Raw genomic sequence first — 16,728 nt, 5'->3', positions numbered from 1 at the left:
CGCAGAACTTTGATCCGCCTCAATACATTGCAGGCCGAAGTTGCGCGTTTGCGGCCGTCAGCGTGTAAGTAACAACGCGCCGTTGCGGATTTCGATGCTGGACCAGCGCTGCAAGTAGCCCATCCCCAGCAGGGATTGTTCCAGCTCTCCCTGATTGACCCACACGCGCAGGTTCTTGTCCGAGATGCCGCCCAGCGAGATCTCATCCACCCAGACAGAGGCTGTCCGCACCTCGCCATTGGCGGTGCTGGCGCGGCCGAGGTAGGCAAGGCTGGCGGTGTCGATGCCTGCGCTTTGGGCGTCACGTTCATTCAGCACAACCTGACTGGCGCCGGTGTCGACGAGGAATTCGACCGGGACGCCGTTCACGTCCAAGGTCAGATAATAGTGGCCGTCCGGTGCGCGCGGCACCTCGACCCGGCCCGCGTCGATGGCGACACTTTGCTGCGGGCGAACAGTTTGGCGGATGTCTTCCCACAGCCCGTATGAAGCGATCACGCCAAGAAAGATGAAGCCCCAGACGGCAAACATCTGCATCGTCTTGCCGAGGCTTTGACGGTTCTGGACAAAGACCCATGACCCGACCGCGACCAGCAGGATGATCAGATAGATAAACCGCCCGATTTCATATTCGCCCATGTGCTCACCTCCTGTTTATTATGTAGGCGGGCCGGGACGTTATACTAGCCTGCAAAACCGAAGTCGCGCAGGCCGTCCAGCACGAACTGCACCGACAGAGCTGCCAGCAGCATACCCAGAAGCCGGGTGACTACAGTGATGCCAGTCTTGCCCAGCATCCGTTCGAACAGGCCGGAAAACAGGCACATTACCAAGAGGATCGCCAGCACGGCAATCACCACGCCCATTACCATGGCAAAGCCTGCAAAGCCGGGCTGCTGGCCTGTCAGCAGGATCACCGTGGCGATGGAGCCGGGGCCCGCCATCAGCGGGATTGCCAGAGGAAAGACGGATGGGTCGTCAAAGTCATCTTCTTCGCTGCGGTCCTCGCGGCGCTTGTTGCGGCGTTCGAACAGCATGTCCAGTGCGGTCAGGAACAGCAGCACACCGCCGGCCACCCGGAACGCGGGCATCGAAATACCGATGAAGCCCAGCACTGCTTCGCCAAAACCTGCAAAAATCGCCAGCAGCACGGCTGCAGTGATGGTCGCCCGCAGCGCGATGGAGCGGCGGCGGGAAGACGACATGCCCTGCGTCAGGGCGATGAAGACCGGTGTCAGGCCGATCGGGTCGACGATCACGAACAATGTCACAAAGGATGTGATCAGGAATGCCGTGTCGATCATTGTGCTTCTGCCTGTTCCAGTTTTTCCAGCGCCTTCATCCAAAGATCCTCGGCACGGTCCTGCGCTTCCATCACTTCGGCATATTTGCGCTGCCAGACCACAGCCTCGTCCTTGCGGCCTTCCTCGTAGAGCGTGGGGTCCGCCAGCTTTTTGGCCAGTTTGTCCCGCATTTCGCTGACTTTTTCGAGCCGGGCCTCACCCTTGCGGACCTCTGCACGCAGGGCCAGGATGGTGTCCCGGGAGGGGCGCTTGGGCTTCTCTGCCTTGGGTTTGCCCGCCGGTTTGTCGCGTGTCAGCAGCAGGTCGCGGTAGGCGGGCAAGTCGCCCTCAAAGGGTTTCACCGTGCCGCCGGACACCAGCCACAGGCGGTCCGCCACCAGGCTGAGGAGGTGCATGTCGTGGCTGACCAGAATGACCGCGCCGGAATAGGCCGTCAGCGCCTCGACCAAGGCCTCGCGGCTTTCGATGTCCAGGTGGTTGGTCGGCTCGTCAAGGATCAGCAGATGCGGCGCGGGCAGGGTGGCCAGCAGCAGTGAAAGGCGCGCTTTCTGCCCGCCTGAGAGGCGGCCCACGGCTGTATCGGCCTGATCTGCGCCCAGTCCAAATCCGGCCAGCCGGGCGCGCAGCCGCGCCTGGCCTTCGTCGGGGCGTTCGCGCTGCAGGTGCTGCAGTGGCGTTTCGTCGATGTGCAGCTCATCCACCTGATGCTGGGCAAAAAAACCGATCCGCAGCTTGCTGGACTGGGTCATCCGGCCCGTCATCACATCCAGGCGGCCCGACAGCATTTTGGACAGGGTGGATTTGCCTTCGCCGTTCTTACCCAGCAGCGCGATGCGGTCGTCCTGATCGATGCGCAGGTCCAGACGGCTGAGGATCGTGGTGCCGTCATAGCCGACAGAAGTGCCCTCGGTGGCGATGATCGGCGGCGACAGTTCTTCGGGTTCGGGGAAGGTGAACACGGTACGCGCGGCGTCTTCGGGCGCACGGATGGTTTCCATCTTCTCCAGCATCTTCACCCGGCTTTGCGCCTGTTTTGCCTTGCTGGCCTTGGCCTTGAACCGGTCCACAAAGGCCTGCAGGTGGGCGCGGCGGGCGTCCTGTTTCTTGGCCAGGGCCGCCTGATTGGCCCGATTGGCGGCGCGCTGGCGGGCAAACTGGTCATAGTTGCCGGAATAGAAGGTCAGGCCCAGGTCCTCGAGATGCAGAATGCCATTGACCGAGCGGTTCAGCAGTTCGCGGTCGTGGCTGATGATGATCACCGTATGCGGGTACTTCACCAGATAGGCCTCAAGCCACAGCGCGCCTTCCAGGTCGAGATAGTTGGTCGGTTCGTCAAGCAGCAGCAGATCCGGTTGGGAAAACAGCACTGATGCCAATGCGACACGCATCCTCCAGCCGCCTGAGAAATCGGAGCAGGGACGCTGCTGGGCGTCGTAGTCGAACCCCAGTCCTTTGAGGATAGAGGCGGCGCGGGCCTCGGCTGACCAGGCGTCAATGTCGGCCAGGCGGGTTTGGATTTCCGCAATCCGGCCCGGGTCCTGTGCGGTCTCTGCCTCTGCCATCAGTTCGGCGCGTTCGGCGTCCGCTGCCAGAACAGTATCGATCAGCGACACATCCGAGGCGGGCGCTTCTTGCGCCACACCGCCGATCCGTGCCCGGCTGGGCAGGGAAATGCTGCCGGATTCCAGCGACAGCTCATTTCGGATCAGCCGGAACAGCGTGGTTTTACCGGTGCCGTTGCGGCCGACCAGCCCGACTTTGTGCCCGGTGGGGATCGTGGCGCTGGCGCCATCGAACAGGAGGCGGCCTTCGACCGCATAGGAGATATCGCTGATACGTAACATGAGCCGAGCACTGCGGCAGTGCTGCGGTGTTGTCAATGGGGGAGGGGAGCTGGCGGCGGCTGGCAGCCCCATCATGAGCAGCTGTTAATTCAGATGCTGTGCGAGATCGTCGAAGGCATAGGAGGCAAAGCCGACCAGCGGGTTGCCGTCTTCGCGGCTGAAGGCAAAGACGTGGATCTCGTCATGGCGCAGGGTCGCGCGGCAGAAGGTGCCCGGTTTGGCAAGCTGCGCCGGGCAGCTTTCCAGATCTGTATGGGCGATGGCTGTTTCGAATATACCGTAGGTCATGGGTATGGCAGTTTCAGCGGCAACCGCCGGGGCTGCTGCAAGGGAGGCGATCAGAGCAAATGCAGGTTTCATCATTCAACCTTGTTTCAAGTTTCAACCCTGTTCGCGCTGCAGTACCTGACAGAAAAAATCAGATAAGTGCAACCCCGAAACGGCAGCTGCGTCAAAGCTGCGCAATCCCCTCTTTATCCTGTCACAGAGCCATGCTATCGGGGCGGCAATTCGTAACGGGCCGGGCATGACGTCCGGCTTTTCAGCACAGGAGTCTGCCCCATGGCACTGGAACGCACTTTCTCGATCATCAAGCCCGATGCAACCCGCCGCAACCTGACCGGCGCAATCAACGCCAAGTTTGAAGAAGCCGGCCTGCGCATCGTGGCACAGAAGCGCATTCACCTGACCAAAGCGCAAGCGGGTGAGTTCTACAAGGTGCACGCCGAGCGTCCGTTCTACGACGAGCTGTGCGAATTCATGGCCTCCGCGCCGATCGTTGCACAGGTTCTGGAAGGCGAAAACGCCATCGCCAAGAACCGCGAAGTCATGGGCGCCACCAATCCGGCAGACGCCGCGGCCGGCACCATCCGCGCTGAATTCGCTGAATCGGTTGGCGAAAACTCCGTGCACGGTTCCGACGCACCGGAAACCGCTGCAGTGGAAATCGCTTACTTCTTCTCCGGCCTCGAGCTGGTCGGCTAAGCAATAGGCTTAACTGGTTAAGAGAGGCTGCAGCCTGCGGGTTGCAGCCTTTTTCGTATCCACGCAGCCTGTTTTCCTATCTACAATGGGCGCCCAAGCGGGTGGTGCCGGCCCCGCGTAGGTTTCCTCTGCGGGCCTCGGTTACCAGCCCAAGCGGGAGACAGCCGCAGTTCCCGCGGAGCTGTTAAGCTGGAAAACTTTCGCTGGCCCAAGCGTTTAGGCAGTGGTTCCCCTTTTCTTCCATTTCCCTCGAAACGGCGGCGCAGCAAGGCGGTGTTGCGGGTGTTGGCTTTCCAAGCAACGTCAAACAAGTCACCGGCGAGAGGGATCGAGCCTATCAGCGTATCGATCCCAATGTTGGCCGCCATCCGCGCCAGCACCGGCGCAGAGGCCCCCATCCGGAAGCCGCGGTAGAGAATGTAGCCGGCGGGGGCCAGGGCAAGCGCGTCCCCGATGCCCGGCATCAGGCCCGCAATACTGTCCCAGCCAACCCGTACCCCAACCAGCGGAACACGGAAGGCGCGGTCCATACGCTGAGCGAGACGTTCAAGCTTCTCCAGCTCACTATTCTGATGGCTCGGCAGTTCAGGCATGGCTAGGCGTCCGTGCGATGATCCAAACCGCGTGCACGATGCCGGGGATATAGCCGAGAAGCGTGAGCAGGATGTTCAGCCAGAAGTGCTTACCCAGACCCACCTGCAGGAAAACGCCCAGCGGCGGCAAAATGACAGCGAAGATGATGCGGATCAGGTCCATTCCGGAACTCCCTTTGGTGTGTCAGCTCTTGGGGGCACAACGCAGAAAGTGTGGAATAGTTGCAGATTTTCCGGAGGCAGTTTTCTTGTCCGGGATCTGAGCGGCCTATAACAGCCAGCCGTTTCAATGCAGGCACTGGAGTCAGAGCGTCTCGAGGTCTGACTGGGTTGCACGCACACCAATGGCGTCAAGCTCTGCCAGCAATTTGGAACCAGGCTGAGGCCGCGCTTCTTCCTTGATGGCATCAAAGCGTTTGCGGAGCTCTTCCTTCTCCTTGCCCTTGCAATCATTCCATGACCGGCCTTGCAGGGCCATGACCAGCACGTAATAGCCAATGAAATGCGGCCGGGTGCCGGTTTGCAACAGCCGGGCGTAGGCTGCATCGGCGCCAAGGGCGCGCAGGTCCTCAGCGAAAGCAATACCCGCGCGGTGGCAGGCTTCTTCGTAGGCAGGGCCGAGATTGCGGATAGAGGAAATCGCTGTGTTCATGGTTTGTTTCTACCCGGGGCGCTTACCGTTGTCACGCGAAATCAAGCATCTTTGAAGATTGCAGTTCGGTGTTCTGACGCTGGGTCCCGTGCTGGATTGAGTGATTGACAGTCGCAAATGCGGCAGAAACGCTATCCGGACAACAAGAGGGAGGGTGGCGGATGAACGGTGGATCGCATGTGCCTGCGAATATTAAGGAATTTGATCTGGCAAATCCGCCGGAGGGTTTTGTCGAGGATCCCTTTCCTTACTACGATGCCTTGTTGCGCGAGACCCCGGTGCTGCCGCAGCCGGATGGGTCATTGCTGGTTTGCCGCCATGCGGATCTTGACCGGATCTACCGCGACATAGCTTTGTTCTCTTCGGACAAGAAGCGTGTTTTTGGCCCGAAATACGGCGAAGGCTCGCCATTATTTGAGCATCACACCACCTCGCTGGTGTTCTCGGACCCGCCTCTGCACACTAGGGTGCGCAAGATCATGACGTCAGCCCTGACGCCGCGGGCTATTGCAAAGATGGAGCCGGGGCTGGTTGAAACCGTCGATGTTCTGCTGGAAGAGATGGCGGGCAGGGATCAGGTGGATCTGATCGGCGATTTCACCGCTTCCATCCCGATCCAGATCATCGGCAATCTGCTGGATGTTCCAATGGCGGAGCGTGCGCCGCTTCGGGATTGGTCCCTGGCAATCCTTGGTGCGCTGGAGCCTGCGCTGAGCGAGGCGCAATTGGCGTCAGGGCATCGTGCAGTGGAGGAGTTCAAGACCTATCTGCAGAACCTGATTGCCCGGCGCCGTGCCAATCCAGGCGATCTCGAAACCGACGTGTTGACCCGGCTGATCCGGGGCGAGGGCGCCGAGGGCTCGCTCAGCGAGATTGAGCTGATCCAGAATTGCATCTTCATCCTCAATGCAGGTCATGAGACCACGACCAACCTGATCGGCAACGGGCTGGCGTTGCTGAATGATCACCCGGAGCAAAGGCAGCTTTTGCTGGCGCAGCCGGAACTGATCAAGTCCGCGGTGGAGGAAATGCTGCGGTTCCGCTCTCCGAACCAGCTGGGCAACCGCGAAACCACAGCGGAGGCGGAGATTGGCGGCATCCAGGTGCCTGCGGGAACCAACCTGCATTTGGTGATCGGCGCCGCGAACCGCGATCCGGAAGTGTTTGAGAACCCGGAAGAGTTTGACATTACTCGGACGCCGAACCGGCACCTGGCCTTTGCCGGCGGGCCGCATGTCTGCGTCGGGCTAACGCTGGCGCGGCTGGAAGGCAAGATCGCCATCGAACGTCTGCTGCGCCGGTTCCCGGACTACCGCATTTTGCCAGACCGGGTGCAGGGCGGGCGGATCCGCTTCCGAGGCTATGCAGCTTTGCCCGCGGCGCTGGGGTGAGGGGGCCGCTGCCGTCAGCCTGCCGCTGATCTGTAGGCGCTTGGTGGCGCCCCGGTCCAGCGGCGAAACGCCCGGTGAAAGTTGGCGGCAGAGGAAAACCCGGTGTCCTGCGAGATTTCCTCGATGCTTTTCAAACCCGATTGCAGGTCGCGGATTGCCAGGTCGCGGCGCAACCCGTCCTTGATGGCTTGAAATGATGTGTCTTCTGCATCCAGCCGCCGCATCAGCGTGCGGGGGGTCACACTTAGTGCCCGCGCGGCATCTGCCAGGTGGCAGTTTTCCCAACTGCTCCGGTACAGAAATTCCCGCACTTTCAGCGACTGGGTGTGTTCACGGAACCCGGTGAAGATCCAATCACGGGGGGCGCGGGCCAGAAATGCATTCAGCTCTGCATTGCTGCGATGGCCGGGCACGCCAAGAGGCTTGGTTTCAAATGCGATCTCGGAACAGTGCACGCCGAAGCTGACGGGGGCAGGGAATATGACCGCGTAGTCCTGGGCAAAAGCGGGACGTTCAAAGGCAAACTGCACTGCGCGGACCGGCACCTCATAGCCTGCAAGCCAGGACAGCAGACCATGCGCCAATTTCAGGATCAGCATGTGGCCGAACCGCTGCACGGGCTGCTCGCCCTGCGGCACCAGTTGCAACACGGTGCTTGCACCATCCTCAATGAGTTCAACCTGATAGTCGTCCAGCAGCAGGTTCCAGAAGGTGGAGAACCGGTGCAAGGCGGCGGGCAGGGTGCTGGCTTCGCGCACAGACGTCAGCAAGTGCTGCAAAGCTCTGGGCCGGACCGGACGGCTCCACAGGCCTGTCATCTCGTCCCCGGTTTCAACTGCGGCTATCTGATAGAGCCGCACGATCTGATCCAGTGTGACCCGGTGCGTCAGCTGCCCCTCCGCCAGATGCAGCCCGGCCCGCTGCAGGAAGGACGGCAGTTGGCTTTCCGTGCTGCACTGGCGCAGCGCGCGCAGCCAGTCTTCGGCAAACTGCGGCGACACAGTTGCAAGGCTGGAGGAATCTGGCGGCGGGATCTGCATTGTGTATGGGTGTGTTGTCACTTTTTGAAAGCATTATGTCTGTAATGAACGTGGAATGGCCGTCTTGCAACGCGTATCTGGCATTAGGGAACACTAATCCGGAGCTGCGGAAATGACCTATCAGGCGCCCATTCGCGAAATCATGTTCAATATTGAGCACCTGCCACCCTCGCCGGAAGCAGGCGCTGTTGGCGGTGGGATCGAACTGGAAGATGTTGGCGCTGCGCTAGAGGCGCTGGGACGCTTCTGCTCTGACATCGTTGCGCCGTTGTCCCGCGTTGGGGATGAAACCGGCGCGCGGTTCGAGGGGGGCGAAACCGTTTTGCCTGAGGCCTATACGCAGGCCTATGCGCAATTCGCCGAAATGGGCTGGCAAAGCTTGCCGCACCCGGAGGAGTTTGGCGGCATGGGGTTGCCGCGGGCGGCAGCAGCGGCTGCGACTGAGATTTTGAATGCATCTGATCTGAGTTTCGGCCTGTGTCCGCTGCTGACCGATGGCGCGGTGGAGGCGCTGCTGCTGACTGGATCTGATGCACAGAAACAGACGTACCTGGAACGGATGATTTCCGGCCAGTGGTCCGGCACCATGAACCTGACTGAGCCGCAGGCGGGTAGCGACCTAGGCCGGGTGCGCTGCAAGGCGGAACCGGCTGCAGATGGAACCTATGCGGTGTCCGGCACCAAGATATTCATTACCTATGGTGAGCATGGGCTGACGGAGAACATCATTCACCTGGTGTTGGCCCGCACCCCAAGTGCTCCGGCCGGCCCCAAGGGGCTGAGTCTGTTTATTGTGCCTAAGTTCCTGGTCGAGGAGGACGGCTCCTTGGGCCGCCGCAACGCGGTCACCTGTGTCAGCCTGGAACACAAGCTGGGCGTCCGCGCAAGCCCGACCGCGGTGCTGGAATACGACGGCGCGACCGGTTTTCTGGTTGGCGAAGAAAACCGCGGGCTGGAGAATATGTTCGTGATGATGCGCGCCGCCCGCTTTGCCGTGGGTGTGCAGGGTGTTGCAGTGTCGGAACGCGCCTGTCAGCATGCATTGCAATACGCGCAGGAGCGCGTGCAAAGCCGCCCGGTGGATGGCAGCACCAAAGATGCGGCTCCGATCATCCGCCACCCGGATGTGCAGCGGATGCTGTTGCGGATGCGGGCGCTGACCGAAGGCGGCCGGGCGCTGGCGATTGCCACTGCGGGCTGGCTGGATCTGGCCAAGCAGGGTGACGCTGAGGCTGAGGATATGGCCGAATTCCTGGTGCCGCTTGTCAAGGCATTCTGCACCGAGCGGTCGTTGGAGGTCACTTCCCTCGGGGTGCAGGTGCATGGCGGCATGGGCTTCATTGAGGAGACCGGTGTTGCCCAGTTCTACCGTGATGCGCGGATCCTGCCGATCTATGAGGGCACCACTGCGATTCAGGCCAATGACCTGCTGGGCCGCAAGGTGCTGCGGGACGGCGGTGCAACTGCCCGCCGTTTTGCCGGGATGGTACAGGAGACCGAGCAGGCGTTGCAGGGGGGCAATGCGCAGGCGCAGGCCGTGGCAAAGCGGCTGGGCGAGACGCGACAGATGTTTGAGTCCAGCCTGAAGTGGCTGCTGAACACCGCAGGTAAGGACCTGAATGCAGCCTTTGGCGGCAGTGTCCCGTTCCTGATGCTGACTGGCAATCTGGCAGCTGCCTGGCAGCTGGGCCGGTCCATGCTGGCGGCCAGCGCCAAGCTGGAGCAAGGCGAAGACACGGGCTTCATGACCCGGAAAATTGCAACCGCAGTTTTCTACGCCCAGCACATCCTGGTGGAGTGCGGTGCCGAAAACCTGCGCATCACCGAAGGCAGCGCCAGCCTGGGCGATGCCGCACTCAATCTCTGAACACCTAATCACAGCGGCACGTCTCGGTGCCGGAAAACAAAGAAAAGGCCGGACTCATGACCCAAGCGGCAAATGCGCAATCCTATGAAAACCTAGAAATTGAACAGAAGGACAATGGCGTCAGCATTGTCCGGCTGAACCGCCCGACCAAGCGCAACGCGCTGGATACCGCAACCATCGAGGAACTGGTCTGCTTCTTCAGCAACGCCCACCGCAACGGTGTTAAGGCCGTGGTGCTGGCCGGGAAGGGCGATCATTTCTGCGCTGGTCTTGATCTGGTTGAACATTGGAAAGCAGACCGCAGCCCCGACGATTTCATGCATGTGTGCTTGCGCTGGCATGAAGCCTTCAACAAGATGGAATACGGCGGCGTCCCGGTTATCGCTGCTCTGCAGGGCGCGGTTGTCGGCGGCGGGCTGGAACTGGCCAGCGCGGCCCATATCCGGGTCATTGACCAGAGCACTTATTTCGCCCTTCCAGAGGGCCAGCGCGGTATTTTCACCGGCGGCGGTGCCACCATCCGGGTCTCTGACATGATCGGCAAGTACCGGATGATCGACATGATTCTGACCGGCCGCGTTTATCAGGGCCAGGAAGCGGTCGATCTGGGACTGGCGCAATACATCACCGAAGGCTCGAGCTTTGACAAGGCGCTTGAACTGGCGGACAAGATCGCTGAAAACCTGCCGCTGACCAACTATGCGATTTGCTCGGCAATCAGCCATCTGAACAACATGTCCGGTATGGATGCTGCCTATGCCGAGGCAGTGGTGGCGGGCGTAGTGAACACTCAGCCTGCAGCGCGCGAACGGCTGGAGGCCTTTGCCAACAAGACCGCTGCCAGGGTGCGCCCCAACAGCTAAGTCTGGACAAAGCACCGCCGGAGGCAGGGACGTCTGGCGGTGCGCATGCAATCCGGGACGCGCCAATAGCCCAAAAAGAAAAGGGCTTAGCGAGAGAACGCTAAGCCCTTGAATTCTTTGGCTCCGGCGGTAGGGATCGAACCTACGACCAATTGATTAACAGTCAACTGCTCTACCGCTGAGCTACGCCGGAACATGAGGCGTCGTATAGGATTTCCGGATTGCTGCGTCCAGAGGAAATTCTCATGCGGAGGGAAATTTTTTTGTTCCACAATAAGCGGGTCTTGAGGCGGGCATGAAAGGGATAGCAAGGTGGATTTGCCCCCTTCTACAGGTTGGCCGTCATCCTGTAGCCCGGTGCGAAAAACAGTTTTGCCAGCGTCACGGGCTGGCCCCGCAGCCAAGTGATGCGCTCAGCGGTAAAGATCGGGTCACCCGCCTGTGCGCCCAGAAACTCGGCAACACTCTGGTCGGCCTTGGTCGCCAGGAAGCTCAACTCCAGATTGGTGAAGGGCACCTTCTGCACCAGCCAGTCGTTGGGACCAGAGCAGGAGAAATCCGCCTCCAGAACATCAGGTACGCTGTCCGGAACGATCCAGCGCACCTCATACTGAAACGGCGCGCTGCCGGCATAGTGCATGCATCTGAGGTGCAGCACATCCAGGCCCTGCGGGATGTCCATTCTGGCACAGAGCCATGCCGGAGCCGGCAGGACGGTGCGCTCTACAAGCGCGTATCGGTACTCGGATCCGTTCTCCGTGATCTCATCACGGACCAGCGGAATTGCAAACTGAGCCTTTCTAACCGGTGAGTTCAGAACCCTGGTGCCAGCCTTACGCTTGCGCTCGAGATAGCCTTCCTCGGCCAGTTCCCGCAGCGCCCGGTTGACGGTCGTGCGGGTGCTCGAAAACTCCTCGGCGAGATCGGTTTCACTGGGCAGCAGGCTGTCCGGAGCCCAGATCTTGTTGTGGATGCGGTCCAGTACCACCTGTTTGATATCGCGGTAGCTCATGTTTGCCCGTGGTGCGGCCATGCTGCCTCCAATAAAATTTCTTAATGCCTATATATATAGACATAAGGGGCTTGGAAAGCGCGTAGCTGCAGGGACGGCGGCTCTGGCAGGCTGCAAATGCAAAAAAGCCCTCAAGCGGTTGAGGCTTGAGGGCTTTTCATGGCTCCGGCGGTAGGGATCGAACCTACGACCAATTGATTAACAGTCAACTGCTCTACCGCTGAGCTACGCCGGAACGGTTCGTGCCGTATAGCGTTCCCGGAATGAGGCGTCCAGAGGGCGGCGTGCACTTTTTTGAAAAAATTCAGTTTCCCGAAAGTTCGAATACCGAGGACGCTGACAGAACGTTCTGAGGAGACGCCATGCCGCGGCCTGTAAGGTCCACAAGATGGGCAAAGACATTGCGTTCCGCAGCATTCAGCAGGGCAGGCGGGGTTTCGGTATAGATTTTCTCTGCCAGTTCACGGGCTGTCGCCGGGGACTGTGCCAAGGCTCCTAGAATTGCTGTTTCGCGTGACTTCCTGTGGGCAATCAGCCAGTCAAGCCGTGCAGCCGGGTCGGAAACCGGCGCGCCGTGGCCTGCGTGAAAAACCCGCCAGTTGCGCTGTTGCAGGCGGCGGCAGGAGGCCATGAAGTCGGTCAGGTCGCCATCCGGCGGCGACACCAGGGAACTGGCCCAGCCCATAATGTGGTCGGCGGTAAAGCAGGCATCTTTCCACGCCAGCGCGATGTGGTTGCCCAGGTGGCCGGGGGTGTGGATCACTTCCAGGTCCCAGCCGTCTCCGCTGATGACTTCGCCATCCTCCACTGGGACATCCGGGGTGAACTCCTTGTCGATTCCCTCTCCACCGCCGGCCAGCCCGTTTGCTGCCAGGCGTGTCATGATATCGCTCCGTCCAGCCTGAGAGCCGCCAAAGGCATAGACCGGTGCACCGGTGGCGTGGCTTAGGCCCCGGGCCAGTGGTGAATGGTCCAGGTGGCTGTGGGTGACAATGATATGGGTGATCTTCTGACCCGGCTGCACTGCGGCAAGGATTACCGCCAGATGCGAGTCAGACGCCGGCCCCGGGTCGATCACCGCAAGCCCGCCGGTACCCAGCACATAGGTGTTGGTGCCGCGGTAGGTCATGGGGGAGGGGTTCGGCGCCAGAATGCGGCGCAGGCCTGGCTCCAGTTCTTCTGCCAGTCCGGGTTGCGGGTTGAAGTCGTCCGGTGCCTGCATAGTCCTGCCTCATTGATGATTTCCCGGTCCGGGCAATCTTCCCTCTTTCCCCGGCGCCCTATAGGCTTAGCCCATGTTCTTCCAATGGCTCAAACGATATATGCCGCGCAGCCTTTACGCCCGGGCGGCCCTGATCCTGGTGGTGCCGATCGTGGCGCTGCAAATCGTGATCTCTGTTGTGTTCATCAAGCGCGACCTTGAGGATGTGACGGTGCAAATGACGGCAACCATTCAGCGCGAGATGGAGCTGCTGCGCCAAATCGCGGATGCCGCGCCGGACCAGGAAGCGGCGCTGGCACAGATTGCGCCGGTGCTGCAGCCGCTGCAGATGCAGGCGCGGTTTCTGCCGCCTGGCGCAGCGCTGCCGGAAGATGAGTTCAGCCTGATCGAATTCTCTGGCCGTGTGGTGCGCGAGGAAATGGAAAAGAACTTTCCGGGATTCCTGGCGGCACGGTTCCTGCCTGACCGGATGGTGCAGGTCTATTTTGGTTCCGCGCATGGGTTGGTGGAGCTAAGCTTTGACCGCCGCAGGCTGACTGCCGCGGCGCCGCACCAGCTGATTGTCACCATGCTGCTGTTCGGCTTTTTCATGATGATGATCTCCTTTCTCTACATGCGAAACCAGCTGCGGCCGATCAAGCGGCTGGCCAACGCGGCAGAGGCCTTCGGGCGCGGGCGCGCGGTTCCGTATTCGCCATCTGGTGCAACAGAGGTGCGGGCGGCGGGCAGCGCCTTTCTGGATATGCGTGCGCGGATCGAACGGCAAATCGAACAGCGCACGCTGATGCTGTCGGGGGTCAGCCACGATCTGCGCACGCCACTGACCCGGATGAAGCTGGAACTGGCGATGCTTGATGAGGAAGACGCAGCGCCGATGCTGCGTGACGTTGATGAAATGCAGGCGCTGCTGGATGCGTTCCTTGACTTTTCCCGCGGTGCCGCTGTCAGCGAGCCGGAGCCGGTGGATCCGCAAGAACTGGTTCGCGATATCATCAGTGACTGGCAGCGGCAGGAGCAGCAGGTGACGCTGGGTGAAATGTCCGGAGAGGGGCAGGTCATGCTGCGCCGCCAACCAATGCGCCGCGCGGTTGCAAACCTGATTTCCAATGCTGTGCGCTATGGCACCCGGGCACGGGTTTCCGTTGCGATGACAGACAAGTCGATGCGGATCCGGGTTGAAGATGACGGACCGGGCATTCCGGCTGAACAGCGCGGCGACGCAGTGCGCCCCTTCACCCGTCTGGATCCGGCCCGTAATCAGAACCGTGGATCCGGCGTCGGGCTGGGGCTGGCAATTGTCGCCGATACCGCGCGTGCTCATGGCGGCACCCTGCGGTTGGGGGAAAGCGCGGAGCTGGGCGGGTTGAAAGCGGATATTGTTATCGCCCGCTGACAGCACGAGGGTCAAAGCACATTGGCAGCCCTGCAAGGGCTGCCAATCTATGGGTGCTCGGATCCGGGCTTGCTGCTCAGCCGGCCGTCACGCAAACTCTTTGGACAGGGTATTGAACCCGGTTTCGATGGCAGAGGCAGCCTTGACCAGGTTTTCTCCGCCGGAGGCTATGCTGGTGACCGTAGTGCTAAGGCCCAGGCTGCCGACCCAGATAACCCATTTGGCCCAGACCGGGTCTTTGTGGCGCAGGGCATCAACGGCCTTTTGCGAGTTGTCGCGGAACTTCTCGGCTGGCTTGATGCTGACGTGATAGGCTTCGATACTCTTGATCAGCTTGGCGGTTTCCTTGCGCGTGGCCTCCATGGCAGCGAACAGCCCGTCCAGTTTCTTGCTCTTGTAACCGCGGTCCTTGGCCATTTTGCCCAGCTTCTTCTCGATCTCCTTGTCGAGCTTGCTCTGCTTGTCGAGAAGCTTGTTCAGTTCCTTGCCCAGTGCGGCAATTTCCAGATCTATGTTCTTGAGCTTGGCTTTGTAGGTTTCCAGATGCTTGTCGACCCGGTTGAAACCCGCGGTTTCGATCATCAGGAAATCGGCCAGAAACTCCTTACCGATCTCCTTGGCTTTCACCTTGGCCTTGGACTGCTTCTCATAGGCCGAAACCAGTTCCTTCAGCGCCTTTTCCAGCTGGCCGTGCACCTTGACGATATCCGATGTAACCTTCTGCACCGCACGCGCAACTGAAACGATGCTTTGCGCAATGCCATAGATGCTGGCGGCAATCGACACGCCGCCGGTAACAGCACCCGCCGCAAGCGACGCGGTGGAACCGATGGCGGCAGCGCTGCCAAGAACGATCGCGCTCACCACCTTGATGCGGTATTTCTTGCGGTCCTTGTTGGCCTGTTTCCATTTGTCGAAATGCTTGGTGGCAACTTGCTCAATCGACTTTTCGTATTTGGCAAAGATCTTCTTGATGTCAGCGTCCAGCTCTTTGCATTCCTTGTCGCTCAGCGGCATCACAGAGCCCAGGTTGTTGGCTGCATCGACCCGCAGGCAGCATTCGTTCAGAAGTTTTTTGTATTCCTTGGTCGCATCATCATAGAGCTTGGCAACAAAGCGGGCATCAGTGTCGAGTTCAGCGGCCACCTTTTTGTCAACTTCCACGGTGGCAGCGAAGTTCATGTTGCCGAGCTGAACGAATTTGGGTTTGACCTTCTTGGTGACCTCGTTCTTGACGTCTGCCTTGATGATGGTGAGTTTTTCGGTCGCCATAAATGTCGTGCCTCTAATTGTGTTTCTGGCGTGAGCAGGATCTGGAAACGGAATCAAAATCGCAAGGGAACATAGGGGGGAACTGCCCGGGGCCACTTTACCGGGCTGTAGTGTTTATGAAAGCAAAAGCTGGGCGTGATATGAAGGCAGGCTTAACCACTGCGCGCGGAGATGCGCTTGCCAAGCAAGCAAAGCGCTGCCGGACATGATCGCTCGGCGGAGAAAGCGGTGAAGATGGTAGGCCCGGCAGGATTCGAACCTGCAACCAAAGCGTTATGAGCGCTCTGCTCTAACCGTTGAGCTACAGGCCCGCCATGGGTTTGTGGTTAGGAAATGAGGCAAGGAAGGTCAAGCGGTGATTGAAGAGGCCGCCGGCGTTTCCTCCGGTGAGCGCCTGTGCAGGGCTTCCAGCTTGGCCATCGTGTGCTCGATGGTCAGGTCCCGGCGGCGGTCTGGCGTGCGGCGGGAAGGGTAGACAGCAAACACGTCCTTGAGCGGAGCCTCATACCCGGGCAGTACCTGTTCATACTCCCCGCAGGCCAGTTGTTGTTCCACCATGAACCGGGGCGCGCGGGTATACCCGGAGCCGCTGCTGACAGCGCGCATGATCAGGTCGGGGTCATCGGCGGTGAAGCCTACCTGTACCGGAGCCGGATACTCCTGCCCGCCGCGGCGCAGAGGGAAAAAGCCGCGGGTCTGGTCCTCGTGGTGCTGGATGAACTTGAGCCGTTTCAGCTCCTCCGGCGTTTGCGGCCGGCCCTGACGGTCCAGATAGTCCGGGGTGGCAAACAGCACCGTTTCAAGGGTGGAGATCTTGCGCCCGAATCCATCAGTATCGCCCAGTTGCCCGGTGCGGATCGCCAGATCATAGCCTTCTCGCACCACATCGACCAGCCGGTCCTCCAGCCGCATCACGATGTTCAAATCCGGGTGCTCCCGGTTCAAGTCCAGTAGCATCGGGCCGATCACGCTGCGCCCGAGAAAGGAGTTCACGCTGATGCGGAAAGTGCCTGAGACACTGCCATCCAGCGCGTCCACTTCTGCTGTCATGCGGTTGTAGCCGCTCAGCAAGGCTTGCGCGTGGCTGTAGACCAGGTCGCCCGCGCGGGTGGCATGGATGCCTTTAGCGGTTCGGTGCAGCAACTGCTGCCGCATCGCAGTCTCCAACTGCTTGATCTGCTGGCTGACCGCCGACTGGGTGATGCCGCGGCGCTGGGCCGCGCGGTTCAGGCTGCCTTCATCGAGGGCAATAGTGAAGGTTTCCAGCAGAGTCAGCTTGTCCATATTTGGC

At 60.5% G+C, this 16,728-nt stretch carries 17 protein-coding genes and 3 tRNA genes; 5 read left to right on the top strand and 15 right to left on the bottom strand.

Annotated features, from left to right (window positions below):
• Window positions 1-57: 57 nt before the first annotated feature.
• The 4 genes from N6L27_RS02745 to N6L27_RS02730 form a co-directional block, all read right to left on the bottom strand.
• Window positions 58-639: a retropepsin-like aspartic protease family protein gene (locus N6L27_RS02745; protein WP_271905552.1), complete on the bottom strand. Its 582-nt coding sequence runs from the start codon at window positions 637-639 to the stop codon at window positions 58-60.
• 44 nt (window positions 640-683) lie between these two features.
• A complete protein-coding gene (locus N6L27_RS02740) occupies window positions 684-1,304 on the bottom strand; it encodes a MarC family protein (RefSeq protein WP_019298524.1) in 621 nt (206 codons plus the stop codon).
• A complete protein-coding gene (locus tag N6L27_RS02735) occupies window positions 1,301-3,148 on the bottom strand; it encodes an ABC-F family ATP-binding cassette domain-containing protein (protein WP_271905551.1) in 1,848 nt (615 codons plus the stop codon). Before N6L27_RS02735 ends, N6L27_RS02740 begins: the two co-directional genes overlap by 4 nt.
• Before the next feature lie 84 nt (window positions 3,149-3,232).
• A complete protein-coding gene (locus tag N6L27_RS02730; protein ID WP_271905549.1) occupies window positions 3,233-3,511 on the bottom strand; it encodes a hypothetical protein in 279 nt (92 codons plus the stop codon).
• A 198-nt stretch (window positions 3,512-3,709) separates the two neighbouring features.
• Between N6L27_RS02730 and ndk the strand changes: the two genes are divergently transcribed.
• On the top strand, window positions 3,710-4,132 hold the full coding sequence (gene ndk / locus N6L27_RS02725; protein ID WP_039178499.1) for a nucleoside-diphosphate kinase: 423 nt from the start codon (window positions 3,710-3,712) through the stop codon (window positions 4,130-4,132).
• 80 nt (window positions 4,133-4,212) lie between these two features.
• On the opposite strand, the gene N6L27_RS02720 is transcribed toward ndk, so the two are convergent.
• The 3 genes from N6L27_RS02720 to N6L27_RS02710 form a co-directional block, all read right to left on the bottom strand.
• Complete coding sequence (locus tag N6L27_RS02720) at window positions 4,213-4,725, bottom strand: DUF4112 domain-containing protein (protein WP_271905547.1); 513 nt, start codon at window positions 4,723-4,725, stop codon at window positions 4,213-4,215.
• Window positions 4,718-4,888 carry a YqaE/Pmp3 family membrane protein gene (locus N6L27_RS02715; protein WP_039178496.1) on the bottom strand — a complete coding sequence of 57 codons (171 nt, stop codon included), beginning with the start codon at window positions 4,886-4,888 and terminating at the stop codon, window positions 4,718-4,720. The genes N6L27_RS02720 and N6L27_RS02715 overlap by 8 nt, the downstream gene beginning before the upstream one ends.
• A 141-nt stretch (window positions 4,889-5,029) precedes the next feature.
• Window positions 5,030-5,377: a TfoX/Sxy family protein gene (locus N6L27_RS02710; protein ID WP_271905546.1), complete on the bottom strand. Its 348-nt coding sequence runs from the start codon at window positions 5,375-5,377 to the stop codon at window positions 5,030-5,032.
• A 161-nt stretch (window positions 5,378-5,538) separates the two neighbouring features.
• On the opposite strand from N6L27_RS02710, the gene N6L27_RS02705 reads away from it, so the two are divergent.
• Window positions 5,539-6,768 carry a cytochrome P450 gene (locus N6L27_RS02705; RefSeq protein ID WP_271905544.1) on the top strand — a complete coding sequence of 410 codons (1,230 nt, stop codon included), beginning with the start codon at window positions 5,539-5,541 and terminating at the stop codon, window positions 6,766-6,768.
• A gap of 14 nt (window positions 6,769-6,782) precedes the next feature.
• Here N6L27_RS02705 and N6L27_RS02700 read toward each other — a convergent pair whose 3' ends face one another.
• Window positions 6,783-7,808: an AraC family transcriptional regulator gene (locus N6L27_RS02700; RefSeq protein ID WP_271905543.1), complete on the bottom strand. Its 1,026-nt coding sequence runs from the start codon at window positions 7,806-7,808 to the stop codon at window positions 6,783-6,785.
• Between the two features lie 112 nt (window positions 7,809-7,920).
• On the opposite strand from N6L27_RS02700, the gene N6L27_RS02695 reads away from it, so the two are divergent.
• Complete coding sequence (locus tag N6L27_RS02695; RefSeq protein WP_271905540.1) at window positions 7,921-9,675, top strand: acyl-CoA dehydrogenase; 1,755 nt, start codon at window positions 7,921-7,923, stop codon at window positions 9,673-9,675.
• Between the two features lie 56 nt (window positions 9,676-9,731).
• Complete coding sequence (dmdD, locus tag N6L27_RS02690) at window positions 9,732-10,538, top strand: methylthioacryloyl-CoA hydratase (RefSeq protein ID WP_271905539.1); 807 nt, start codon at window positions 9,732-9,734, stop codon at window positions 10,536-10,538.
• 118 nt (window positions 10,539-10,656) lie between these two features.
• Here the strand turns inward: dmdD and N6L27_RS02685 are convergent.
• The 4 genes from N6L27_RS02685 to N6L27_RS02670 all read right to left on the bottom strand — a co-directional run bounded on the left by N6L27_RS02685 (window position 10,657) and on the right by N6L27_RS02670 (window position 12,772).
• Window positions 10,657-10,731: transfer RNA gene (locus N6L27_RS02685), tRNA-Asn, on the bottom strand.
• A 135-nt stretch (window positions 10,732-10,866) separates the two neighbouring features.
• A complete protein-coding gene (locus tag N6L27_RS02680) occupies window positions 10,867-11,571 on the bottom strand; it encodes a GntR family transcriptional regulator (protein ID WP_271905538.1) in 705 nt (234 codons plus the stop codon).
• A 139-nt stretch (window positions 11,572-11,710) separates the two neighbouring features.
• Window positions 11,711-11,785: transfer RNA gene (locus N6L27_RS02675), tRNA-Asn, on the bottom strand.
• Between the two features lie 69 nt (window positions 11,786-11,854).
• Complete coding sequence (locus tag N6L27_RS02670) at window positions 11,855-12,772, bottom strand: MBL fold metallo-hydrolase (protein WP_271905537.1); 918 nt, start codon at window positions 12,770-12,772, stop codon at window positions 11,855-11,857.
• A gap of 73 nt (window positions 12,773-12,845) precedes the next feature.
• Here N6L27_RS02670 and N6L27_RS02665 point away from each other — a divergent pair, with 73 nt between their 5' ends.
• Window positions 12,846-14,165, top strand: a complete 1,320-nt coding sequence (locus N6L27_RS02665) for an ATP-binding protein (RefSeq protein WP_039178485.1) — start codon at window positions 12,846-12,848, stop codon at window positions 14,163-14,165.
• 87 nt (window positions 14,166-14,252) lie between these two features.
• Here the strand turns inward: N6L27_RS02665 and N6L27_RS02660 are convergent, their stop codons facing one another.
• From N6L27_RS02660 to N6L27_RS02650, 3 genes are all read right to left on the bottom strand, one after another.
• Window positions 14,253-15,437 (bottom strand): hypothetical protein, encoded by a 1,185-nt coding sequence (locus N6L27_RS02660; protein WP_271905536.1) that lies wholly within the window; start codon window positions 15,435-15,437, stop codon window positions 14,253-14,255.
• A gap of 235 nt (window positions 15,438-15,672) precedes the next feature.
• Window positions 15,673-15,748, bottom strand: a tRNA-Ile gene (locus tag N6L27_RS02655).
• Window positions 15,749-15,785: 37 nt separating this feature from the next.
• A complete protein-coding gene (locus tag N6L27_RS02650) occupies window positions 15,786-16,721 on the bottom strand; it encodes a LysR family transcriptional regulator (RefSeq protein WP_271905534.1) in 936 nt (311 codons plus the stop codon).
• Between the last annotated feature and the right edge of the window lie 7 nt (window positions 16,722-16,728).

The sequence above is a fragment of the Leisingera sp. SS27 genome, assembly GCF_028368855.1.
Lineage (GTDB): Bacteria > Pseudomonadota > Alphaproteobacteria > Rhodobacterales > Rhodobacteraceae > Leisingera.
The sequence above is the reverse complement of the archived record's forward strand: the minus strand, read 5'-3'. Positions and strand labels throughout refer to the sequence as shown.